Genomic DNA, 22,955 nt, shown 5'->3' with positions numbered 1-22,955 from the left:
GTGCCATTCTTCAGAACCGCACCCTGCCTTTTCTCACCGCCGCCCCAGCAAGCTCTTCATGCGGTTTCGCAGCAGGCGGGCCATGTTGCGGGTTTCGCGGTAGAGGTGCAGTTGCGAGGCGGCCTGGCGGGTGAGGCGGTCGGCGTCCGGCGCCAGGCCGATCACCAGGGTGCCCATCGGCTTGCGCTCGGCCCATAGCCGGCTCATCACCGGATGGTCGGGCACCGCGCAGGAATCGGTCATCATGATGTTGGGATCGTCGAGATGCTGCCTGGTCACCTCGATCATCAGCAGCGTGCCGGGCGAATAGCTGGCCAGCGTCTCGTCATAGGCCGTTTTCCAGGTGTAGGCGACGCCGGCTTCGACGAAGACGATCAGGCAGGCGATGGTGCGGCCGTCGAGTGTCAGCGAATGGATGCGGCACATGTCCTGTTCGGCCAGCCGGTGCACGGCTTCGCGGGCGAAGGCGGCGCGGAAGCGGTCGATCGCCATGGCGGTGCGTTCGCGGCCTTTCCAGCCGGCCGCTTCCAGCGACAGGAAGCCTTCGATGGCATGGCGGATGTCTTCGGGGCCGCGCGCCACGACATGCTCAAGCTTGCCAAGGTCGCCAAGGCGCCGCTTCAGGCGGCGGAACTCGCGATAATGGTGCGAGCGCAGCGAGGCCTTCAGATAATCGTCTCCATCGAGCTCGCTCTCCAGCGCCGGGCGCTGGCTCTGGCCGGTGGTGATCAGCGTCAGGCCGCGCGCCTCGGCCACGGTGGCAAGCAGGCTCGCCACCGGGCCATCGAGCCGGACATCGGCCAGGACGAACACTTTCGGCAGCTTGAGGTGCGGGCGCGACAGCATCGAGAAGAAGTCCTCGACGACGCCGACCGGGTCGTCGCGGTCGACCAGCGGCGTGCCGAGCGGACCGAACGGGCTCGACCATGTGCGCATGACCGGCACGCCGAGCGGCACCACCGGCCGTTCCACCGAGAACGGCACCAGAAGGCGCAGCCGGTTGCGGTATTCGTCGCCGTCGCGGATGACCGCCAGCCGCACCTCGCGATCCTCCAGCCGCGGCATGGCGGGCGCCAGGAAGCGCGGGTTGAAGAACACGTTGGGCTCGACCGTGCGGGCGCAGAGATAATCCAGCTCCTCCACCAGGTCGAAACCTGCCGATGCCGGGTAGATGGCGAGCTTGCGCTCGGGCCGGTTGTTGGCGAGGATCTCGATATGGGCGGGATCGGCGTCGCGGGTCAGCCCGGCAAGGCCCGACACCATGGCGCCGGCGGTGCCGCCGCTGGTTTCCTCAAGCAACGGGATGGCGGCCATCACGCGGCTCCTTTCGCAGGCACGAAGATGAGCATGGCGATGCCGAGCTTGCGCCACACCGTGAAGGAGAGCGCGCCGGCTTCGAAGATCATGGCAAAGGCGGTGGCCATTGCCGCGCCCCACAGGCCGAACATCGGGATGAGCACCACATTGAGGGCGATGTTGAAGGCCAGCGTCATGGCATAGACGGCGGCGCAGATGTTCTGGTTGCCGCTCATCGTCAGCAGGCTTTCGCAGGGGCCGACGGCGGCCCGCGCCACGACGCCGAAGACGAGCAGAAACAGCAGCGGATAGCCGCTGCTGAATTCAGGGCCGAACAGCATCAGCATCGGCTCGCCCAGCACCAGCACCAGCAGCGCCATCAACAGCGAGGGCCAGAACGTCCACGACACCGTCTCGCGGGCAAAGGCGGCAAGCCTTTGCGGGTCGCCATGGGTGAACTGCGCATAGCGCTGGGCAACGCCGGCCTTGACGGCGAAGTAGACGAAATGCACCAGCGCCAGCGTCTTCACGGTGGCGAAATAAACGGCGACGTCGTTGGGGTCCATATAGGCGCCGACCATCAGCACATCGGCATTGGTCAGCAGGAAGAAGAAGCTTTCGACCAGGAAGATCGGCAGCGAGACGATGAACCATTGCGCGAAATGCACCTTCATCGGCCCTGCCGGGATCTGCCTTTCCATGCGCTGGGTGACACCGATCAACTGACCAAGGGTGGTGGCGTAGGTGGCGGCGATCGAGGCGAAGATCGCGGTCTTTGCGTCAGGGGCGTAGCCCGCCAGCAGCATCAGCGCCATGAACAGCAGGATCAGGATGGGCCGCACCAGATAGGTCGGCGACAGGGCAAACAACGCCCAGCTGTTGGCGCGCGCCAGTCCCGACAAAAGGTCGGACATGGCGATCATCGGCAGGCAGATGACGCCGAGGATGAACGGGATCACATAGTAGTTTTCGATCCAGGGTGCTGCCAGCCAGACGCCGAGCGCGCCGAGCCCGGCAATCAGCGTGGAGGCGATCAGCACGAACAGCCGGCTGGCCAGCACGATGCCGCGCAGCTCATCCATCAAGCCGCGCTCGCGGTATTCGGGAATGTAGCGGATGACGGAGGTGTGGAAGCCCAGGCAGGCGAGGTTTCCGACGATGACCATCGTCACCCAGACGAGGACGAAGATGCCATATTCGAACGAACCCATCCAGCGTGCCATCAGCACCTGGCTGACGAAGGCGATGACGGCGCTGACGATGCGGACCGAGAAGGCGATGACCGACATGCGGCTCGCCTCGCCGCGCTCGTCGGCGGTGAACAGCACGGCATCGATGCGGCCAAGCAACGGCCCCATGCGCAGCGCCCAACGCTGCGGCAAGAACCGCCCGGCAGTCGTGGCCGCGGAAAAGCGCACCCCGATTTCTCTCCGTTTTCCGCTTCTTTTCAGCGTTCTGTGTAGCGGAGACACATTAAGAAACGGTTGGGTGGGGAGTGGTCCACGCATGACCGTCGGGACATATTCTGGATTGACGAAGCTGCAGGATCGATGGACAAAAAAAACTGTTTGTGTGACGTAGCTTATGAATCGGGCTCTGTCCGCCGATGATTTGCGAGCGCCTTAGTCACGTTTGAATCGGCTTTTCGAAAATGACCCATTACAATGTTTGATGACAGCCGCAGCTTCGTAACACGCGCCTTTCTTCGTGCCGAATTCGAGCTTGAATTCCGCGCCTATGTCGGAGACGGTTCCGATACTGTCCTTATCCAGCGCTTACGCGAATGGTCAACCGTCGCCAACTGAGCGAAGTTCAGGCGGAAGGCGCACTCACCCAGACCTTTTTCGTCGACACTTGGGGGTATGGCGAAGCGGGCCGAGTAGCGCCTGAATTGCAGACCCTCATTCCCAAACTTCGCATCGCTGGTGAGGGGGCCGGCGGCGGCCCAGGCGAGGTGGACCTGGCTTTCGGCTGGTTCAGTGGCGACTTGCACGCGACGCCACAGGTGCTGTGCGAGTTCAAGGACATTCGCTCGAAACTCGACGCGAAGCAGAATCGAAAGGGCAGCAACCGCTCCCCTGTCGAGCAATGCCTCAACTACATTCGTGGCGCGCGGCGCGGACTGTTCGGCAACGAGCCGGTACAGCCGTGGTGGGGGATCGTCACCGACATGAACGAGTTTCGCCTCTACTGGTGGGATCGTGCTCCATCGGAATATCTCCGCTTCGTCATCCGCCGCACCGATCTCTTCGCCGAGAATTACGACCTGCTAACCAATTCCGAGGACGCGCAGTTCGATCGGTTTCTTTTTTGGAAGCTGTTTCAGCGAGACTATCTGCTTTCTCAGGCTGGTAGGCCGCCGCTTCTGCGACTTATCGAGAGGCAATGGGTCAAGGAGCGTGCGCTCGAAGGTGAGTTTTATGATCGCTACAAAGCGGTTCGCGAGCGGCTTTTCGAGGTTATGAGGCTGACCAACCCTGCCTTTGACGGCACACCGACGGAACTCCTTCGGCTCTCGCAGGCACTTCTCGACCGGTTTATTTTCGCTTTCTATTGTGAGGATATGGGTGCGCGGATGCTGTTTCCGCCGCAAATGATCCGTGACCATCTGAAGAGTCGCAGCGTCGAACCCTATTATGATCCCAGCGGGTCGGAATTCTGGGAATTCTTCAAGCGTTTGTTTGCTTTCATGAACGAGGGCGGCATGTTCGGCGGTCTAAGGGTGCCGCACATCAACGGCGGCCTGTTCGCCGCCAATCCCACAATGAACGCTTTGGCTATTCCGAATCATGTGTTCGCGGCGGCTAAGCAGGGCGCCGGTGAGGCCGCACTTGAAAGCGACAGAGACACGCTGCTTTATCTCTGCGCGCGCTACAATTATGCCTCTCGAGGCAATGTGAAGGAAAGCCTCAGCCTCTACACTCTCGGACGGATTTTCGAGCAATCGATAACCGAGCTTGAGTATCGCGCCGGCGAACTGGAAGGTCGTGAGAGCGTTGCCAAGATTTCGAAACGCAAGCGCGACGGGGTCTACTATACGCCTGGGTGGGTGGTGAACCTACTGGTCGAACAGGCCCTTGGGCCATGGTTCGCTGCGGCCAGGGGAGCTAGCGGGTATCCTACCATGGCGGATGATGCGCCGGACCTTTCCGCAGGAGAAGCGTATCTCGCACGACTACGCGCGATACGCATCGTCGATCCTGCCTGCGGGTCCGGCGCATTCCTGATTTCGGCTTTCCGGCGTCTGTTGCAAGAAAGGATGGCGGTGGATCGCGATATCGAGCGCGCCAGAGGTGGAGCGGTAGAGGCGGCTGTTAGCGAGGCGCCGATGATCGCAGATATTCTCGCTAACAACATCTATGGGGTCGATATCAATCCAGCTTCGGTGGAAATCGCCAAGCTGGCACTGTGGCTACATTCGGCTCGCGCCGACGGACCGCTTTCTTCCCTCGATCACACGATCCGGTGCGGCAACAGTCTTGTCGGTCATGATTTCTGGGGCGGTCGAGAGAGGCTGCAGGATTATATCGATCGCATCAACAGCTTCGACTGGGAGGATGCTTTCCCCGAAGTCTGGCCGGATGATGACGCGGAAGGGGGCTTCGATATTGTTCTCGGCAATCCTCCCTATGTGAAGTTGCAGAATCTGATGAAGGTTGACCCCGAAGTGGTTGCTTACCTGCAAGCGAACCGAGGTAACGATACCTATGTCAGCGCTCAGACCGGCAATACCGACCTTTACCTGCCATTCATCGAGAAGGGGTTGAGGCTGCTGGCGCGGGGCGGTCGCATGGCCTATATCGCGCCGAGCCTATGGACGGTGAATCAGTACGGCGAAGGCCTGCGCAGGCTGGTGCGCAGAACACAGCAGCTTGACCGCTGGCTAGACTTCAAGGCGAACCAGATATTCGAAGAGGTCACCACCTACACCGCGCTGCAGTTCTTCACCAAGGAGCCGCGCGAACAGGTACGAATCGCCGTTGCCCCCGCCGGTGAAACCGAGGCACATGATGTCGACTGGTCGGACGAGGATCTGTCGGTAGCCTACAACGCCTTTGCCGAGGACGGCGAATGGCTAATGGCGACCGGCGCGGAGCGGGCATTGATCGATCGACTGGCACGAGATTGCCTGCGTCTTGATGATGCATCGATGACCAGTGGAATTACGGTTGGGATCCAGACAAGCGCTGATTCCATTTATCACCTCGATCGCATTGGATCCGGCCGCTACCGCTGCGCGCCTAAGGGCCTCCCGGCCTATGAAGTTCAGATCGAGGATGCGATCATGAAGTCGCTGGTGTCAGGCGGTGAAGCAAAGCGCTACGAGGAACCTGAGACAAACACATTCTTGTTGTTCCCTTATGAGCGAGAACCTGGTGGAGCGATGCGGATTATCTCCAGCAGAGAGATGGTTCGTAAGTTCCCCTCCGCCTGGGCATATCTGAGGTCATGGGAGCAGCAGCTTCGTGGACGTGAAAACAATAAATTCGATGACGACGTTTGGTACCGGTTTGGCCGAAGCCAGAACATTGACAAGCAGGATTTGGCGAAACTAGTTGTCCCTCGACTCGTGGAGCACTTGAAAGTCAGCATGGACGCCACGGGATCAATTTGCCTCGACAATGTGGACGTAGGAGGCGTTTCGGCCACCCAAGGAACTGACTTGGCATATTTAATGGGGGTTCTGAATGCTCCCGTGGCCGACTTCGTCTTTCGTTCGATAGCCAAGCCCTTTAGAGGCGATTACCGATCCGCTAACAAGCAATTCATTGCGCCTCTGCCGATCCCAAACGTCTCTCCGGAGGATCGCGCCGAGGTTGCTACCCGGGCGCGCGAGTTGCAGCGGAATTGGACGCGACGCCGCGAACTACTGCAATCGGTTGAGGAGCGGCTTTCTATATTGGCGCGAGCGCGACATCCAATGCGTTGGCTATGGCCCGATCTGCAAGACCTGCCGGAAATGATAGTGCAAGCTCCGGCGGCGCTAAAGCTGCAAGCCGATCGCCGCGCTTGGGCGGAAGCGCGACTAGATGAGCTCGAGGCAAGCCGCCTCGAAGCGCTACAGGCAGCGATTGATGGTGGCGGACGTCTCGAAGTGGCGTTCCGCGATGGTGAACTCCGGCTCTATGCAGGCGGTACGATCATCCTCGGGCGCATTTACCTTGACGATGAGCCCGGCCGGCTTACAGAAGCCTATTGGCGCTGGCTATTCCTCAGCCGCAAGTGGCGCGAGGCTGACCGCTTCGCCGCCGAATTGAGGCGGCCGCCAGTTGAATCCGCTTCACCGGCCATCCTCAGTTTGTCGAACGTGTCGGTGCTCTGGCCGAAGACGTGGATGCAATCGAAACCGGGGAGCGGGAGATGAACGAGCTTTTGTTCCGGCTTTACGCGCTGTCGGCAGATGAGCGGCTTCTTGTTGAAAACGATAGTCTGCGACGCGGCAATGCCTGAAAGCCCTCGTCAAACGGCTTACGGAACGCCTAAATAGTCGCATGAATCAGCTTTCGCTTTTCGACACCGAACTTGCTGTGACCGAGCCTCGCGTTCCTAACGCTGCCTATATCCGCAAGCACCTTAACCGGATTCTGCGGCTTGCTCGGCAAGCTGAGCGGCTGCCATGGAGCAAGGCAGAGACCGAAAGTTGGGAAAAGCTGTTTCCGGAACTGGCGCAATTGCTCCCCGGCGAAGAAGGCGAGGCCTTACGGGCTGCTTTTGCGGCGGAGCTGGAGCGACTCAAGGCAGTGTAGGAATCCCGGAGGCTGGCGCTACAGCGCCCCCCTCTGGCCTGCCGGCCATCTCCCCCTCAGGTGGGGAGATTGGCTAATCGCAAACGCCGGCACCCAGCCCTTCGCTATCGCTCCGGGCGTTCGTCGTTCGAAAAGCCAAGCAATTGGCTTTTCGTCCGCTGCGCGGACCACGCCTCACCCCCGTGAACGGGGAAAAGGCGCCTTACGCGAACGCCCCATGGCAGTGCTTGTATTTCTTGCCAGAGCCGCAGGGGCAGGCCTCGTTGCGGCCGACCTTGCCCCAGGTCGCCTGGTTGTTGGGATCGCGGTCCTCGGGAGCGACGATGGCGGTTGTCTCCGGGCGGACCAGGAGGGCGGTTTCGCCGCCTTCGAAGTCGTTCTCGCCGGTGGTGCCGTCAATATGGGTGCCGAACATGTCGGGGGCTTCCGGAGGCGGCGCTTCGGCGGCCTGGCGGACCAGTTCGACGCGCATCAGCTGCGCGGTGACGGCCTGGCGCAGATTGCCCAGCATGGCCTGGAACAGCTCGAACGCCTCGCCCTTGTATTCCTGCAGCGGATCGCGCTGGGCGTAGCCGCGGAAGCCGACGACCGAACGCAGATGGTCGAGATTGACGATGTGCTCGCGCCACAGATGGTCGAGCGTCTGCAGCACCACCGAGCGCTCGACATAGTTCATCACCTCGGGGCCAAAACGCTCGGCGCGCTCCTTGGCGGCGGCTTCGGCGGCCTGCGCGATGCGCTCGCGGATATCGTCCTCGGCGATGCCCTCTTCCTTGGCCCAGTCCTCGACCGGCAGGTCGAGGTTCAGGAACTCGGCGATCTCGGCCTTCAGCCCGGCAACGTTCCACTGCTCGGCATAGGCGTTTTCGGGAATGGCCTTGGCGACGATCTCGTCGATGACGCCTTCGCGCATCTCGGCGATCGTTTCGGAGAGGCCCTCGCCGTCCATCAGCTCGATGCGCTGCTCGAACACCACCTTGCGCTGGTCGTTGGAGACGTCGTCATATTTCAGAAGGTTCTTGCGGATGTCGAAGTTGCGCGCCTCGACCTTCTTCTGCGCCTTCTCCAGCGCCTTGTTGATCCACGGATGGATGATCGCCTCGTCTTCCTTGAGGCCGAGCTTCTGCAGCATGCCGTCCATGCGCTCGGAGCCGAAGATGCGCATCAGATCGTCCTGCAGCGACAGGAAGAATTTCGAGCGGCCGGGGTCGCCCTGACGGCCGGAACGGCCGCGCAACTGGTTGTCGATGCGGCGCGATTCGTGGCGTTCGGTGGCCAGCACGTAGAGGCCGCCGGCGGCCAGCGCCTTTTCCTTCAGCCGCTCGATGTCGGCAATGATTTCCTTTTCCCGCGCCTCGCGCTCGGGTCCGGCCGGCATGTCGCCGAGTTCTTCCTCGATGCGCATCTCGGCATTGCCGCCGAGCTTGATGTCGGTGCCGCGGCCGGCCATGTTGGTGGCGATGGTGATGGCGCCGGGCTTGCCGGCCTGGGCGACGATCGCCGCCTCGCGCTCGTGATGGCGGGCGTTCAGCACTTCAAAATCGGTAAAACCTTCCTTGCGCAGGCGCTCGGCCAGCTGCTCGGACTTTTCGATGGAAGTGGTGCCGACCAGCGTCGGCTGGCCCTTGGCGCTGGCTTCGCGGATCTCCCTGACGATCGCCTTGTATTTCTCCTCGACAGTCCGGTAGACCTCGTCGTCCTCGTCGATGCGCACGACGGGCAGATTGGTCGGGATTTCGGTGACTTCCAGGCCGTAGATGTTGCCGAATTCCTCGGCCTCGGTCAGCGCCGTGCCGGTCATGCCGGAGAGCTTCTTGTAGAGGCGGAAATAGTTCTGGAAGGTGACGGAGGCCAGCGTCTGGTTCTCCGGCTGGATCGCCACATGCTCCTTGGCTTCGAGCGCCTGGTGCAGGCCTTCCGAATAGCGGCGGCCCGGCATCATGCGGCCGGTGAACTCGTCGATGATGACGATCTCGCCGTTGCGCACGATATAGTCCTTGTCCTTCTGGAACAGCCGGTGCGCCTTCAGCGCGTTGTTGACGTGGTGGACGATGGCGACGTTCTCGACGTCGTAGAGCGACTCGCCCTTGAGCAGGCCGGCGTCGCGCAAAAGGTTCTCGAGCTTCTCGGTGCCTTCCTCGGTGAAGATCGAGGTCTTCTGCTTCTCGTCGATCTCATAATCCTGCGGCTGCAGCTGGATGATGAAGGTGTCGATGGTGTTGTACATTTCCGAACGGTCCTCGAGCGGACCGGAAATGATCAGCGGCGTGCGCGCCTCGTCGACCAGGATGGAATCGACTTCGTCGACGATCGCGTAATTGTGACCGCGCTGCACCATCTGGGCGCGCTCGTATTTCATGTTGTCGCGCAGATAGTCGAAGCCAAGCTCGTTGTTGGTGGCGTAGGTGACATCGGCGGCGTAGGCGGCGCTGCGCTCCTCGTCGGAAAGGCCGTGGACGATGACGCCGACCGAGAGGCCGAGGAATTTGTAGACGCGGCCCATCCATTCGGAGTCGCGGGTGGCCAGATAGTCGTTGACGGTGACGACGTGGACGCCCTTGCCGGCGAGCGCGTTGAGGTAGACCGGCAGCGTCGCGACCAGGGTCTTGCCCTCGCCGGTGCGCATCTCGGCAATGCCGCCATTGTGCAGCACCATGCCGCCGATCAGCTGGACATCGAAGGGGCGCATGCCGAGCACGCGGCGCGCCGCCTCGCGGGCGGTGGCGAAGGCCGGCACCAACAGGTCGTCGAGCGTGGCGCCGTTAGCGATGTCCTGGCGGAATTTCGCGGTGCGGCCGACCAACTCCTCGTCGGAAAGCGCCCGCATCTCGTTTTCCATGGCGTTGATCGCCTCGACACGAGGCCGGGTCGATTTGACCCGACGGTCGTTGGAGGAACCGAAAACCTTACGGGCGAGACCGCCGAGACTGACCATCCAATGGTCCTTTCGATAGAATTCTCAATCTTGAGATGAGCGCCGGCCGGCCCCATCAATTCCACGTGAACACTGGCAAACACATTAGTGAACACCTGGCAAACACAAAAAGCGCCCGGAAAACGGTTCTGGACGCAAAGTCGTTGGACAGATAAGAGGGGGCTCAACTGATGTCAACGCCGCGCCGGCCCTGCTGGCTGCGCCAAATTCCGCCACAATCTGGCCGATCTGGAAGCACCCCTCTTAACAATCCCCACCGGAGTCGCCCTATGTCCCTGTTGTTCCGCCGCGCGTCGCTCGCCAGCCTTGGCTTGGCCGTCGGCCTGTCGGCCCTTTCGCTCTCGCCGCTGATGGCGCAGCAAACCGCTCCCGCTCCGGCGGATGCAGCAGCGCCAGCCGCGGCACCGGTCGATCCGAATAAGGTTATCGCCACGGTCAACGGCCAGCCCCTGACCGAAGCAGATCTGGTGCTTGCCGAAGGGGAATTGTCGCAGCAGTTCGCGCAATTGCCGCCCGAGCAGCGCCGTGCCGCCGCCCTTTCGGCTGCCATCGAGATCCGCGTCATGGCCGCCGAGGCGGTCACCACAGGGCTCGACAAGGATCCCGACTTCCAGCGCCGCATGGCTTTCCTGCAGCAGCGCGCGCTGCATGGCGAGATGGTCGAGAAGGGCGTCGTCGACAAGGTCACCGACGCCGAGGTCCGCGCCCGTTACGACCAGGAAATCGCCAACACGCCGCCCACCAATGAGCTGCATGCCCGTCACATCCTCGTGAAGACCAAGGAAGAGGCGGAGGCCATCATCAAGCAGCTCGATGGCGGCGCCGACTTCCAGAAGCTCGCCAACGAGCACACCAGCGATCCCTCGGGCAAGACCAGCGGCGGCGATCTCGGCTGGTTCGGACCTGGCCAGATGGTGCCGGAGTTCGACAAGGCGGCCTCCGCGCTCGAGGTCGGCAAATACACCGAGCAGCCGGTGCAAACGCAGTTCGGCTGGCATGTCATCAAGCTCGAGGACAAGCGCACCAAGCAGCCGCCGGCCTTCGACGACGTCAAGGACCAGGCCAAGCAGGCGGTCATCCGCGACAAATATTTCGCACTGGTCAAGTCCCTGCGCGCCGGCGCCAAGATCGAGATCCCCGACGCGAACCTGAAGAAGACGGTCGATACGCTGGAAAGCGCCAAGTAAGACTGATAGCTCCTTAAAAAAGGGCGCGGCAGCCAGGGGTTGCCGCGCCCTTTCTCATTGCCATCTTTACGGGGCGGGCGCCGCTATGCCTCGCATCACGTAGTTGACCGCCTTGCCGATGGTCGCTTCGTCCTCGTCGAGGCGGTTGGTCAACAGATGTCTCCAGGCGAAGGAGGCGATCAGGTCGGCGACAACAGCTGAATCGATGTCGGCCGGGATTTCGCCCTTTGCCTTGGCGCGTTCGATGATCTGGCCGGTGTGGGAGCGTCGGCCCAGTGAGTAGTCGGCAAGGGCCGCGGCAGCGGCCTCGTCCGACTGTGCCTCGGCGATCAGCGACCGGAACACGCTTCCCGACGATGTTTCGCGCCAGTGGGCGAACAGGTTTTTGAGGAAGCCGACGAGATCCTCCTCCAGCCGCCCGGTATCGGGAACATCGACGCGCTTCTGGCGCTGGTAGACCTCGAGCAGCAACGCCGCCTTGCTCGGCCACCAGCGATAGATGGTGGGTTTGCCGGCGCGGGCCCGCCGCGCCACGGCTTCGATGGAAAAACCGGCATAACCGGCTTCGACCAGCACGGCCTCGGCGGCTTGGAGAATGGCATCGGCGCTGTCGGGGTTGCGCCGCGCACCGATCGATCTGCGCGCCGGATCGGCGTCCTCGGCCATCTCTGTCTCCTCGCCAACACTATCGCCGGCAATATAGGCGACCCGACGCTCAAACGAAACGGCGCGTTTTCAAGCTTCAGGAACGGATGGTAGCGGCAGGGGTTAAGTTTATTCTCTGGAAGTCTACCGGCGTGTCGGTTAGCGAAGCTCCAAAGGCAAAAACCCGCCGGGCGGCGGGTCACTGGCGCAAATCAGCACCATAGGCAAAAATGTAGCATAGCTGCCCTCACCGAGTCAAGAAAAAATTCCTATCGCTATGAGACGCTGCCGGCTTAAATTGCCCGGCTGGCCGTGGGATCACGCCTACTGCATCGCCTGCGATGTCTCGGATTCGATACGCCAGCCGCCGCCGGCCTTGACCAGCCCAAGCGTGACGCGCGCCTTGCCGGTCAGGCGTGTCGCCGACGTGTCCTTTGGAAGATAGTCGTAGCGCATCGCAAAGACTGCCTCGGCGCGATCTTCGCCCTGCGGAGCGACTTCCAGGCTGCCGGCCTCCATGCTTAGCGACCAGGAGGCCCACTGCGCGAACCAGTCGGCCTTGACCTTGACGATGGCGTCGGCGTCGTAGCGGGTTCCGAAGATGATGGCGGATGGGCCGTAGAGCCGTTTGACGGTCTCGCTCATCGCCCTGGTGTCCGGCGTCAGATAGTCCTGGCGCAGGAATTTCTCGATCGATCCCTTGTCGTCGCCGACAGAGCGTTCAAGTGCGGCGACTTCCGTCGAAGGCGCCGGCGCCGCGGCCGGCCTTTGTGGCTCTGCGGGTTGTCCGTCCGAGACGAATTCGAAGCGTTCGAGCAGCGATCCCTGCTCCCAGGGGCGCTGGGTTTCGCGGGTTTGCGAAACCACGTCGCGGCGCACCGCGATCATCATGTCGTTGATGCTCTGGCCGGGCTCGGCGATGTGGCGCAGCAGGGCGGCGGCGAAGGGCGAGTTGCGTCCGCTGCCGTCCATGGCGACAGCGCCAGGTGCCGTCGAGAAGGCGATGAACGAGCCGCGCGTCGAATCGAATTGCGCCAGCCCGGCCAGCGCCTTCGCCGAGCGCGTGGTGGCGGTGCGGCTGAGACTGCGGGCAAATGGATTGTTGCGGCAGGCATCGAGAAACACCAGGCTGACCTTGGTCTGCTGTTCCATGATGTCGAGGACTTCGTCGATCGGCACGGCCTCGAGCTGCAGCTTGACCGGTACGTCCAGCCTGGCGTCGACCGGCACGATGTAGTTGCGCCCGTCGACCTGCAGGCCGTGGCCGGCATAGTAGAAAAGCCCGACGCCGGCGCCTTCGAGCGCATCGGAGAACTCACCGATGCTGCGCTCGAGTTCGCGCTTGCCGAGATCATTGCCTTCGATGACATCGAAGCCGATGGAGCGCAGCTTGTCGGCGATGTCGAGGGCGTCGTTCACAGGATTGGCCAGCGTGCCGGCTTCGGCGTAAGTGCCGTTGCCGATGACAAGCGCTACCCGCCGTTGCGGCTGCGCATCCGCGCTCAGCAGCAAAAGTCCCAGAAATGCCCATGCAAGGATCGCAAGCCTGCCCATGGGGCAGATCATAACGCCATCGGTCCCGGCGACGCCATCGGATTTGAAATGCAGGCCTAACCTAACCACGAGCGGGTTCGAGCTCCCGGGCAAGAGCGACGAAAACGCCCTTGCGCCCGCGCGGTCTATCGGGCAAACCGGCCTTCCCCTGCGATTTTTCCCGCCCGAGGCCTCCATGTCCACGACGATTTCGCCGCTCGCGCCGAAGAAATACCCCAAAATGCCGGAAATCGAAGGGGTGCGCATCGCCACCGCCGAGGCAGGGATAAAGTACAAGGGCCGCACCGATCTTTTGACCATGGTCTTCGATGAAGGCACCGCGATCGCCGGCGTGTTCACGAAATCGAAATGCCCTTCGGCGCCGGTCGATTTCTGCCGGCAGAATCTCGGCGCAGGCAAGGCCCGGGTGCTGGTCGTCAATTCCGGCAACGCCAACGCCTTCACCGGCAAGAGAGGCCGCGAGTCGACCGCGCTGACCGGCGAGGCAGCGGCGAAGGCGGCCGGCTGCACGGCAGCGGAGGTTTTCCTGGCCTCGACCGGCGTCATCGGCGAGCCGCTCGACACCAGCAAATTCAGCCATCTGCTGGCCGGGCTGGTCAGCAACGGCAAGCCCGGGCTGTGGACCGAGGCGGCAAAGGCGATCATGACCACGGATACCTATCCGAAACTGGCGACTGCGACCGTCAAGCTCGGCGACGCCGATGTCACCATCAACGGCATTTCCAAGGGCGCCGGCATGATCGCGCCCGACATGGCGACGATGCTCTCCTTCATCGCCACCGATGCGCCGATCGCCGCCCCTGTCCTGCAGGATCTGTTGTCGCGCGGCACGGCCAAGACCTTCAACGCGGTCACCGTCGACAGCGACACGTCGACCAGCGACACGCTGCTGATCTTCGCCACCGGCAAGGCCGCCAGCCGCGGCGCGCCGGAGATAACCGATCCCAGGGATGCCCGTCTCGGCGCGTTCCGCCGGGCGCTCGGCAAGGTGCTGAAATCGCTGGCGCTGCAAGTGGTGCGCGACGGCGAGGGCGCCCGCAAGCAGGTCGAAATCACCGTCACCGGCGCCAAATCGGCGCGCTCGGCCAAGCGCATCGCGCTGTCGATCGCCAATTCGCCGCTGGTCAAGACGGCGGTCGCCGGCGAGGACGCCAATTGGGGCCGCGTCGTCATGGCCGTCGGCAAGGCCGGCGAACCCGCCGATCGCGACCGGCTGTCGATCTGGTTCGGCGACAACAGGCTGGCGCATGAAGGCGAGCGCGACCCCGGCTACTCCGAGGCCGCGACGTCGGCCTACATGAAGCGCGACGACATCCGCATCCGTGCCGATATCGGCATCGGTCGCGGCAAGGCGACGGTGTGGACCTGCGATCTCACCAAGGAATATGTCGCCATCAATGGCGATTATCGGAGCTGACGGTTTTGAGCTCCAGGCATCCGGCAAGCATGCTCGCGATCGTACGCCGCTACGAGGCGGCCGGCTTTCGCGCCTGGCCGGCAGCCGCCGTCCACTATGACGGCACCTGGGTGGTGCGGCTGACCGCCGGCCATCCGGCCAAGCGGCTGAACTCGGTCAATCCGCTCGATCCCGGCGATATCATGCACATGGCCGACCGTATCGGCCGGGCCAGCCGCCGTTTCGATGCCTATGGAAGGCCGCTGACGTTCCGCATGTCGCCGCTGTCGGGCCCAGATCTCGCCAGCCATCTCGACCGCGAGGGCTGGAGCCGGTTCGACGAGTCGCTGGTCATGCGGCTGCCGCTGGCCGGCGCGCAGCTCGACGCCGCCATGGACCAGATTCCGCTCAAGGACATCAGCCGCTTCATCGGCGCGTTGCTCAAGGTCAGCGGTTCGGATGTTTCGCTGCGGCCCGGCCTGTCGGAGATCATCGGCGCCATCCAGCCCGAAGCCGGGCTGTTCGCGCTCGAAGATGGAGCCGAGGCGCTGGCGACGCTTATCTGCGTGCATGACGGCGATCTCGCCGGCCTGTTCGAGGTCGCCACCGACAAGTCGGCGCGCAACAGGGGCCATGGCCGCAACCTGATCCTGTCGGCGCTCAAATGGGCGCGGCTGCGGGGCGCGCGGGAAGCCTGGCTGCAGGTCGAGGCCAACAATGTGCCGGCGCTGGCGCTCTACCATTCGCTCGGCTTCGAGGAAGTCTATCGCTACCACTACCGCCGGCCGCCGGGTCATGAATGAGGTCGTGACCGCCGGCAAACGCCTGCTGCTGGTCGCCGCCTGCGCGCTGGTCGATGCCGACGGCCGGGTGCTTCTGGCGCAGCGGCCTCAGGGCAAGCAACTTGCCGGGTTGTGGGAATTTCCCGGCGGCAAGGTCGAGCCCGGCGAGACGCCCGAACAATGCATCATTCGCGAACTGCATGAGGAAATCGGCATCGAAACCGACATCCCGTGCCTGGCGCCGCTTACTTTCGCCAGTCATTCCTACGACGATTTCCACCTGCTGATGCCGCTGTTCGTCTGCCGCCGCTTTCGCGGCATAGCCCAGCCCAGGGAAGGGCAGACGCTGAAATGGGTGCGGCCGAAGCAGATGCGCGACTATCCGATGCCGCCGGCCGATGCGCCGCTGATCCCGTTCCTCATCGATCTTCTCTGAGGCTCGCGTTCGGTCGGTTCCTGGCCGAGGCGTGTATCAGCCAGCGTTAATGGAAGATTTATCTCGTCGTGAAAAATTGAGGCATGGCCGTTCGCGGCCGAGCCGTCGATTTGCCGGGGAGCGATAGCATGAGCCTAGACAGGGATTGGGACTCGATCCGGCCCGAGCGCGGCTTTCGCGCCGCCGATGCGGGCATGGGCATATTGCGCATCACGCTGCTGTTCGGTTCGGCCGCGGTGGCGCTGGCGCTGATCGCAACCCCTTTCCTCGACAGCCAGACACGCTCGCTCTCGGCCCGTAATGGTTTCGGCGGGCTCGACATGGCGGCCACAGGCTCGATCGGCCATCGCGAAACCTACACGCTGCGCCGCAGCGTGCTGCAGCCGCAGCCGAGCTCGGTCTGCATCATCAGGTCCAATGGCAGGAGCAGCGGCGACTGCTGACATGGTTAAGAGATTTCGGAAAGGCGGCAGCTTCATCGCCTGTTAAGCCTTTGCCGTTAACCTTTCTTAACAGGTCGGCTGTAAGGTCCCGGACAGAGGGGTTAAGGCCATGAAAGCAGTGCTGCTGCGTTTTCTGAACGACGAGACCGGCGCCACGGCCGTCGAATATAGCCTGATCGTCGCCGTGCTGTCATTGGCTATCGTCGGCGGCATCGGCCGGGTCTTCGACTCGCTCACCTGGCTGTTCAGCGACAATAACAGCAAGCTTGCGAACGCTTTCGCACCCACTCCCTGATCCGGCTTTTCCGCGCCTGCGGGCAGGATCATTGCCCGCCGGGCGCCTCCAGAATTGCCTTCAGCGAGATCTTGGCCGACCCTGGCTTCAGCGGTTTTTGCTGCGATGCGTCGGGCGCCCAGCCGGACATCCAGACAATCGAGAAGCTTGCCCTCACGCGGCCGTCGGGGTCGGAAAACCGCTCGGCGTAGATTTCCGCCGCACGGGCAAACAGCTTGCGCGAGCCCGGCCGCCGGCTGCGATCGGTGAGCGCATTGGTTTCGCCCATGGCCCGCAAATCCGCCATAAGGTTAAACAGGCTGGCATAGCGCACGGTCACCGTCTCGACGTCGGCGACCGGCAGAGCGAGACCGGCGCGCTGCAGCAGCGCACCGGCATCGCGCACGTCGGTGAACGGGGCGACACGCGGGCTGGCGCCGCCGTAAAGCTCGGTCTCGGCCGAAAGCAGGCTTTCGCGCAATTCGAAAAGCGTACCGGCGCCGGCAAAGGCGCCGAGGAAAAGCCCATCCGGCCGCAACGCACGGCGGATCTGGATCAGCATGCCGGGGATGTCGTTCATGGCCTGCAGCGACAGAAGCGACACCGCCAGATCGAGGCTTTCCGCTTCGAACGGCACGGTTTCGAGCGGTGCGATCAAGCCGGCGCCGCCACCGCTCAGGAAGGCCGTGTCCGCCTCGACGCGGACAATGTCGGCGACCTTGCTGCTTTCGGCGAGCGTTTCGGCCGACGCCGGCGTCTGGCAAAACAGCACAGCCGCCTTGCCGAACCTGCGCTCGACGGCGCCCAGCCGGTCGGCAAGGTCCTCGGCCGTGCGGCGCATGAGGAAGTCCGCGCCGTCGACCGGATGGGCAAGGGCGCGCCGCTTGTGCGCCAGCCACAGAGAGGTATCCATTATCGGCTGCAACGGGCAGATCCTTTGTTTGTCCACGCTCCGAGATCGTTGATATAGTGGCGTGCAGGAGCAACCACGTGGCCGATCCGATGCCCAAGATCAAGTCCATCGGAATCACGAACCTGGCCCGGTCGGTTGTCGGCTGGCCGGCGCGGATGCTGTTTCCGCCGGTCTGCGCCGGTTGCCGCCGGCATGTCTCGCAGCCGGGCGTGCTGTGCGGCGCCTGCTGGCCGAAGCTCAGGCTGCTGGAGCGGCCATGGTGCGCGGTCATGGGCACGCCGTTCACCCACCATATGGGCGAAGGCTTTCTGTCCGCCGAGGCGATTGCCGATCCGCCGCCTTTCGAGCGGGCGCGGGCGGCGGTCGCCTATTCCGGCGTTGCCCGACAGATGGTGCAGGGGCTGAAATACCAGGATCGCACGGATCTGGCACCATGGATGGCGCGCAGGATGGTTCGCGCCGGTGCCGATCTCATCGCCGACGCGGACGTGGTGGTGCCGGTGCCGCTGCACTGGCGGCGCTTTTTCAGGCGGCGCTTCAACCAATCGGCGGAGTTGGCGAGGGCGGTCTCGGTACTCAGCGAATTGCCCTTCGCCCCCTCGGCGGTGCGGCGCGTGAAACTCACCCGCCAGCAGGTCGGGCTGGAGCGCGGGGAGCGCGAGGAAAATGTGCGGGCCGCCTTTCGGGTACCCGCCGAGGCGGAAATCGAGATCGCCGGCCGCAGGGTGCTTTTGATCGATGATGTCTACACCACCGGCGCCACGGTGCGTTCCGCCACCAAGGCGCTGAAAAGGGGAGGTGCGGCCGCCGTCGACGTGCTGACCTTTGCGCGTGTGTTGCCGGGGGACTTCCGGGCGGACGAGTCCGCGACTATATAAGTCGGCAACGAACAGCGGAAATTCGTCATGGCCGATGTCACGATCTACACCCGCATGATGTGCGGCTATTGCACGGCAGCCAAGCGGCTGCTCGAGCGCAAGGGCATAGCCTTTACCGAGCACGATGCCTCCTTCTCGCCGGAACTGCGCCAGGAGATGATCTCCCGGGCGCATGGCCGCACGACCTTTCCGCAGATTTTCATCGGCGATACGCATGTCGGCGGCTGTGACGATCTCCACGAGCTGGAGGCCGAAGGCCGGCTCGACAAACTGCTCGCCGACGGCGCGACGAATTGAGGGAATGACGATGGGTGTTTTCAAAGCCGCTGCGATCCAGATGCGTTCAGGCGAGAGCCCCGAGCGCAACGCCGTCGATCTCGAACGGCTGGTGCGCGAAGCAGCTGGCCAAGGTGCCGCCTACATCCAGACGCCGGAAATGACCGGCGCGCTGATTCGCGACAAGGAAGCTCGCGCCACATCGTTCATGTCGCAGGACAAGGACATCGTCGTCGCGACCGCGCACAGGCTGGCCAGGGAGCTCGGCATCTTCCTGCATATCGGCTCGACCGCCATTTTACGCGCCGACGGCAAGCTCGCCAACCGGGCGCTGCTGTTCGGGCCGGACGGCGCCACGCTCGCGACATACGACAAGATCCACATGTTCGACGTCGATCTCGACAATGGCGAGAGCTGGCGCGAATCCGCCGCCTATGAGCCGGGCACCGAGGCCGTCGTCACCGAGATCGAGGGTGCAAAGCTCGGCTTCGCCGTTTGCTACGATCTGCGCTTTCCGCAACTCTTCCGCGCCGAGGCACTGGCCGGCGCCGACCTGCTTTCCGTACCTGCCGCCTTCACCCGCCAGACCGGCGAGGCGCACTGGCACGTGCTGCTCAGGGCCCGCGCCATCGAGAATGGCGCCTATGTCGTCGCCGCCGCGCAGGGTGGCTTGCATGAGGATGGCCGCGAGACCTACGGTCATTCGCTGATCGTCGATCCGTGGGGCCGTATCATCGCGGAAGCCGCGCATGACGAGCCGGCGGTGATCATCGCCGAGATCGACCCGGCGCAGTCGCTTGCCGCGCGTAAGAAGATCCCCAATCTCAGGAATGCGCGGGATTTCGCCGTCAATGCCGGCTTGGGCGAGGCGCCGCGGCTCAGGGGTGCAGCCTCTTGATCCGTTTTGCCCTGATCTGCGAGCACGAGCACGAATTCGAAGGCTGGTTCCGCAGCAACGACGATTTCGACACCCAGAAGAAGCGCGGCTTTGTCGATTGCCCGACCTGCGGTTCGCACAAGGTGCAGAAAGCGCTGATGGCGCCGGCTGTTTCCACGGCGCGCAAGCAGGAAACCATAGCGCTCGCCATGGGGGAGGCGCAGAAGCAGGCTCTGGCGCAGCTGAAGGCTATGGCCGAGAAGGTGCGCGAGAATGCCGACTATGTCGGCGACAAGTTCGCCGAGGAAGCGCGAAAGATCCATTTCGGCGAGAGCGACGCGCGCGGCATCTATGGCGAGGCGACGCTGGACGAGGCCAAGAGCCTAGCCGAGGACGGGGTCGAGTTCATGCCGATCCCGGTGTTTCCGGACGATCGCAATTGAGCGGCTAGCTGACGCTGCCGATCAATTTCTCAAGCAGCCGAGAGAGCGTTTCGCGTTCCGCCTGCGTCAAGCCCGAAAGCACCGCGTGTTCGTTGGCCACATGGGCGGTAACGGCCTCATCGATCAAGGCCAGGCCTTTTTCGGTCAGCCGCACGACAATGCCGCGCCGATCGTTGGGGTGCGGCCCGCGCAGGATCAATCCGGACATCTCCAGCCGGTCAAGCCGGTTGGTCATGGCGCCCGACGTCACCATCGTCGCTTCATAGAGAGCGGTTGGCGTCAGCGCGTAAGGTAAGCCCGAGCGGCGCAGCGTTGCCAGCACGTCGAATTCCCCGGACTGCAATCCATAACGGGCAAACAGCGGCGCGAGCCGTTCGCGGGCGATCAGCGAGGCGGCCTCGTTCAGCCGTCCGAGCACGGCCATCGGCGAGACATCCAGATCCGGCCGCTCCCGCTTCCATTGCTCGATCGCTCTTGCTGCCCTGTCCAACTGTCTCACCATTATTTATCTTGACGTTAAGAATCTTGCCATTATCTTATCGTAACATGCAATGCCGGCCAAGAGCCGCGCTACAGGATTCGGTCAATGAAACTTCTCTGGGATTCGGCGCTCGGCCTGCTGGTCGTCACCGGCGGCCTGCTCGGCCTGACGCTGCCCTTCGGCAAGCTCGCCACGGCTGCCGGCGTGCCGGCAATGGTCTGGGCCTTCGTCATCTCGCTCGGCGCCGGCGGGGTCTTGCTGTGCGTGCTCTTGGCTCGCGGCAAGCGGGTCCGGCTCACCGCGCACAAATTGCGCTATTTCTTCGTCACCGCCGCGGTGTCCTATGCTGTCCCCAACCTCCTGATGTTCTCGGCCATCCCGCATCTGGGCGCCGGCTACACCGGCATCATGTTCACCCTGTCGCCTGTCATCACACTGGTGTTCTCGATCCTGTTGCGTGTCCGGCGCCCCAACATGCTTGGCATTGTCGGCATCGCCGTCGGCTTCGTCGGCGCTGTCATGGTCGCGGTGACGCGCGGCGAGGCCGGCCAGCCGGCCGATTTGTTCTGGGTGGCGATGGGGTTGCTCATTCCGGTCAGCCTTGCCGTCGGCAACATCTACCGCACGGTCGACTGGCCGGACGGCACAGGCCCGATCGAGCTTGCCGTCGGCAGCCATCTGGCGTCAGCGGCGATGCTGCTTGCCGGCATTCTTCTCCTGTTCGGCGGCGAGGCTTTCGTGCCACTCGGCGGCGTGCCGCTGGTGGTGGTCGCGCAGGTCGCGTCGGCGTCGGCGATGTTTGCCTTCTTCTTCCGGCTGCAGGCGGTTGGCGGTCCCGTCTATCTCAGCCAGATCGGTTATGTGGCGGCCGCCGTCGGCCTGTTTGCCGGAACCATCTTCCTCGGCGAGCACTATCAGCTGCTGACCTGGGCAGGCGCGCTCATCATCACTGCCGGCGTGTTCATCACCACCAGGGCACAAAGCCAGAAGGGTCGAGTTCCTGCAGCCGGAACCGCCTTGCCGATCCGTTAGGCCTGGCTCGCGTCAAAGATTTTCCTGAGAGCCGGCGGGGCAACATTTCGCCATGACATCCGTATTGCGCTGCGAAATGTCTGTTCATCGCATGCGTCAAGAATGATCGACGTCCAGCCCTTTCGTCCCCATCCACCAGGCACTGGCTTGAAAACCAGCGGTTCGGCTGCAGTCGTCATCTCTTGCTGGCCGGTGTCGAGCTTTATGACGGCGCGATCGTTTTCGGGCAGCGACATGAAGATGCGATTGCGTACCCGGAAGTCGGCCTTGCCGAAATGCGATTTCTCGGCCGCTTCGGGAAGCTCAAGCGCCAATTGTCGGGCTCTCACACTGTCCACGGTCCGACAAATCTCCAGATCAGCCTTCAGACCGAGCCTTTTTCCGCCAGGACCATGTAGTTGACGTCCATGTCCTTCGACCGCGCCCAGCGGTCGGCCAGCGGGTTGTAGGTGACGCCGGTGCGGTCGATGATGGTCAGGCCGGCGCCGCCAAGCGCCTTTTCGAGCTCTTCCGGGCGCACCAGCTTGCCGAACTGGTGGGTGCCGCGCGGCAGCCAGCGCAGCACATATTCGGCCCCGATGATGGCTAAGCCCAGCGCCTTCAGCGTGCGGTTGATGGTGGCCACGAACATGATGCCGCCGGGCCGCACCATCTCGCCGCATTTGGCGACGAACAGGTCGATGTCGGCGACATGCTCGACCACTTCCATGTTGAGGATGACGTCGAATTTCTCGCCGGCGTCGGCAAGGTCCTCGGCCGTCGTGGCGCGATAGTCGACGCTGACATTGCCCTCGGCGGCGTGCAGCTTGGCCACTTCGATGTTGGTTTCGGAGGCATCCGCGCCCACAACCTCGGCGCCAAGCCGCGCCATCGGCTCGCACAGAAGTCCGCCGCCGCAGCCGATGTCGAGGATGCGCAGGCCCTCGAAAGGCCTTGCAGCGCGCGGGTCACGGCCGAAGCGCGTCGCTATCTGGTCGCGGATATAGGCCAGCCGGACCGGATTGAATTTGTGCAGGGGACGGAATTTGCCGTTCGGGTTCCACCATTCGGCGGCAAGGGCGGAAAAGCGTTCCACTTCTCCGGCATCGATCGTCGATCGTCGGGGCTCTGGCATCGATAGGTCTCCTCGACACTACAGCGCCGCGCGTCCTCTTGGACGCGCAAAGGACGCTGTAGCACTTTAGATTCTGCGCATGATCCTTTCCGAAATCGACTTCGATTTCGGGGTCATGCGCTAGGAAGTCGGGCGTGAGACTGCGAATGTCAAGGCAACAATTTTGCTCTGCCGGCAGGGAGCCGGATTCTGTCAGGGCATGTCAGCTGACGAACGCCGCGGTGAAACACGATTGGCTTGGCGGGC

The 22,955-nt window shown here is 63.2% G+C and carries 22 protein-coding genes; 13 read left to right on the top strand and 9 right to left on the bottom strand.

The window, feature by feature from the left end; all coding sequences use genetic code 11:
- Positions 1–33: 33 nt before the first annotated feature.
- Positions 34–1,314, bottom strand: coding sequence for a GNAT family N-acetyltransferase (locus NKK51_RS20365; protein WP_352554408.1), 1,281 nt, complete (start codon positions 1,312–1,314; stop codon positions 34–36).
- A complete protein-coding gene (locus NKK51_RS20360; RefSeq protein WP_352554407.1) occupies positions 1,314–2,714 on the bottom strand; it encodes a lipopolysaccharide biosynthesis protein in 1,401 nt (466 codons plus the stop codon). Before NKK51_RS20360 ends, NKK51_RS20365 begins: the two co-directional genes overlap by 1 nt.
- Before the next feature lie 365 nt (positions 2,715–3,079).
- Between NKK51_RS20360 and NKK51_RS20355 the strand changes: the two genes are divergently transcribed.
- Both NKK51_RS20355 and NKK51_RS20350 read left to right on the top strand, forming a co-directional pair.
- Complete coding sequence (locus NKK51_RS20355) at positions 3,080–6,661, top strand: Eco57I restriction-modification methylase domain-containing protein (protein WP_352554406.1); 3,582 nt, start codon at positions 3,080–3,082, stop codon at positions 6,659–6,661.
- 127 nt (positions 6,662–6,788) lie between these two features.
- Positions 6,789–7,043, top strand: coding sequence for a hypothetical protein (locus NKK51_RS20350; protein WP_352554405.1), 255 nt, complete (start codon positions 6,789–6,791; stop codon positions 7,041–7,043).
- Positions 7,044–7,245: 202 nt separating this feature from the next.
- Here the strand turns inward: NKK51_RS20350 and secA are convergent, their stop codons facing one another.
- Positions 7,246–9,978, bottom strand: a complete 2,733-nt coding sequence (secA, locus tag NKK51_RS20345) for a preprotein translocase subunit SecA (protein ID WP_352554404.1) — start codon at positions 9,976–9,978, stop codon at positions 7,246–7,248.
- A gap of 269 nt (positions 9,979–10,247) precedes the next feature.
- On the opposite strand from secA, the gene NKK51_RS20340 reads away from it, so the two are divergent.
- Positions 10,248–11,165, top strand: coding sequence for a peptidylprolyl isomerase (locus tag NKK51_RS20340; protein WP_352554403.1), 918 nt, complete (start codon positions 10,248–10,250; stop codon positions 11,163–11,165).
- Between the two features lie 66 nt (positions 11,166–11,231).
- Here NKK51_RS20340 and NKK51_RS20335 read toward each other — a convergent pair whose 3' ends face one another.
- On the bottom strand, positions 11,232–11,831 hold the full coding sequence (locus NKK51_RS20335) for a TetR/AcrR family transcriptional regulator (protein WP_352554402.1): 600 nt from the start codon (positions 11,829–11,831) through the stop codon (positions 11,232–11,234).
- Between the two features lie 303 nt (positions 11,832–12,134).
- Complete coding sequence (locus tag NKK51_RS20330) at positions 12,135–13,364, bottom strand: caspase family protein (protein ID WP_352554401.1); 1,230 nt, start codon at positions 13,362–13,364, stop codon at positions 12,135–12,137.
- 175 nt (positions 13,365–13,539) lie between these two features.
- On the opposite strand from NKK51_RS20330, the gene argJ reads away from it, so the two are divergent.
- From argJ to NKK51_RS20305, 5 genes are all read left to right on the top strand, one after another.
- The gene (argJ, locus tag NKK51_RS20325) at positions 13,540–14,781 is read left to right on the top strand and encodes a bifunctional glutamate N-acetyltransferase/amino-acid acetyltransferase ArgJ (protein ID WP_352554400.1); all 1,242 of its coding nucleotides are present in this window, start codon (positions 13,540–13,542) and stop codon (positions 14,779–14,781) included.
- Between the two features lie 29 nt (positions 14,782–14,810).
- Positions 14,811–15,563, top strand: coding sequence for a GNAT family N-acetyltransferase (locus NKK51_RS20320; protein WP_031213220.1), 753 nt, complete (start codon positions 14,811–14,813; stop codon positions 15,561–15,563).
- Positions 15,556–15,978, top strand: coding sequence for a (deoxy)nucleoside triphosphate pyrophosphohydrolase (locus tag NKK51_RS20315; protein ID WP_352554399.1), 423 nt, complete (start codon positions 15,556–15,558; stop codon positions 15,976–15,978). The genes NKK51_RS20320 and NKK51_RS20315 overlap by 8 nt, the downstream gene beginning before the upstream one ends.
- Before the next feature lie 128 nt (positions 15,979–16,106).
- Positions 16,107–16,421, top strand: a complete 315-nt coding sequence (locus NKK51_RS20310) for a hypothetical protein (RefSeq protein WP_023811152.1) — start codon at positions 16,107–16,109, stop codon at positions 16,419–16,421.
- Between the two features lie 109 nt (positions 16,422–16,530).
- Positions 16,531–16,716 (top strand): Flp family type IVb pilin, encoded by a 186-nt coding sequence (locus NKK51_RS20305; protein ID WP_128304558.1) that lies wholly within the window; start codon positions 16,531–16,533, stop codon positions 16,714–16,716.
- Between the two features lie 28 nt (positions 16,717–16,744).
- Here the strand turns inward: NKK51_RS20305 and NKK51_RS20300 are convergent, their stop codons facing one another.
- Positions 16,745–17,620 (bottom strand): methyltransferase domain-containing protein, encoded by an 876-nt coding sequence (locus tag NKK51_RS20300; protein ID WP_352554398.1) that lies wholly within the window; start codon positions 17,618–17,620, stop codon positions 16,745–16,747.
- A gap of 65 nt (positions 17,621–17,685) precedes the next feature.
- Between NKK51_RS20300 and NKK51_RS20295 the strand changes: the two genes are divergently transcribed.
- The 4 genes from NKK51_RS20295 to NKK51_RS20280 are packed head-to-tail and all read left to right on the top strand — an operon-like array spanning position 17,686 to position 20,082.
- Positions 17,686–18,486, top strand: coding sequence for a ComF family protein (locus NKK51_RS20295; protein WP_352554397.1), 801 nt, complete (start codon positions 17,686–17,688; stop codon positions 18,484–18,486).
- A 27-nt stretch (positions 18,487–18,513) separates the two neighbouring features.
- A complete protein-coding gene (gene grxC / locus NKK51_RS20290; protein WP_352554396.1) occupies positions 18,514–18,783 on the top strand; it encodes a glutaredoxin 3 in 270 nt (89 codons plus the stop codon).
- 10 nt (positions 18,784–18,793) lie between these two features.
- Complete coding sequence (locus NKK51_RS20285; protein WP_352554395.1) at positions 18,794–19,660, top strand: carbon-nitrogen hydrolase family protein; 867 nt, start codon at positions 18,794–18,796, stop codon at positions 19,658–19,660.
- Entirely contained in the window at positions 19,657–20,082 is a 426-nt protein-coding gene (locus NKK51_RS20280) for a DUF1178 family protein (RefSeq protein ID WP_056583459.1), read from the top strand. The genes NKK51_RS20285 and NKK51_RS20280 overlap by 4 nt, the downstream gene beginning before the upstream one ends.
- Before the next feature lie 4 nt (positions 20,083–20,086).
- Here the strand turns inward: NKK51_RS20280 and NKK51_RS20275 are convergent, their stop codons facing one another.
- Positions 20,087–20,572, bottom strand: a complete 486-nt coding sequence (locus NKK51_RS20275) for a MarR family winged helix-turn-helix transcriptional regulator (protein ID WP_352554457.1) — start codon at positions 20,570–20,572, stop codon at positions 20,087–20,089.
- Positions 20,573–20,668: 96 nt separating this feature from the next.
- Here NKK51_RS20275 and NKK51_RS20270 point away from each other — a divergent pair, with 96 nt between their 5' ends.
- Positions 20,669–21,595 carry a DMT family transporter gene (locus NKK51_RS20270; RefSeq protein WP_352554394.1) on the top strand — a complete coding sequence of 309 codons (927 nt, stop codon included), beginning with the start codon at positions 20,669–20,671 and terminating at the stop codon, positions 21,593–21,595.
- Here NKK51_RS20270 and NKK51_RS20265 read toward each other — a convergent pair.
- On the bottom strand, positions 21,592–21,909 hold the full coding sequence (locus tag NKK51_RS20265; RefSeq protein ID WP_245490379.1) for an MmcQ/YjbR family DNA-binding protein: 318 nt from the start codon (positions 21,907–21,909) through the stop codon (positions 21,592–21,594). The two genes, NKK51_RS20270 and NKK51_RS20265, sit on opposite strands and share 4 nt — an antisense overlap.
- 50 nt (positions 21,910–21,959) lie before the next feature.
- A complete protein-coding gene (ubiG, locus tag NKK51_RS20260; RefSeq protein WP_023811162.1) occupies positions 21,960–22,709 on the bottom strand; it encodes a bifunctional 2-polyprenyl-6-hydroxyphenol methylase/3-demethylubiquinol 3-O-methyltransferase UbiG in 750 nt (249 codons plus the stop codon).
- Positions 22,710–22,955: the final 246 nt, after the last annotated feature.

The organism is Mesorhizobium sp. M0011 (genome assembly GCF_040324155.1).
Taxonomy (GTDB): Bacteria; Pseudomonadota; Alphaproteobacteria; order Rhizobiales; family Rhizobiaceae; genus Mesorhizobium.
The sequence above is the reverse complement of the archived record's forward strand: the minus strand, read 5'-3'. Positions and strand labels throughout refer to the sequence as shown.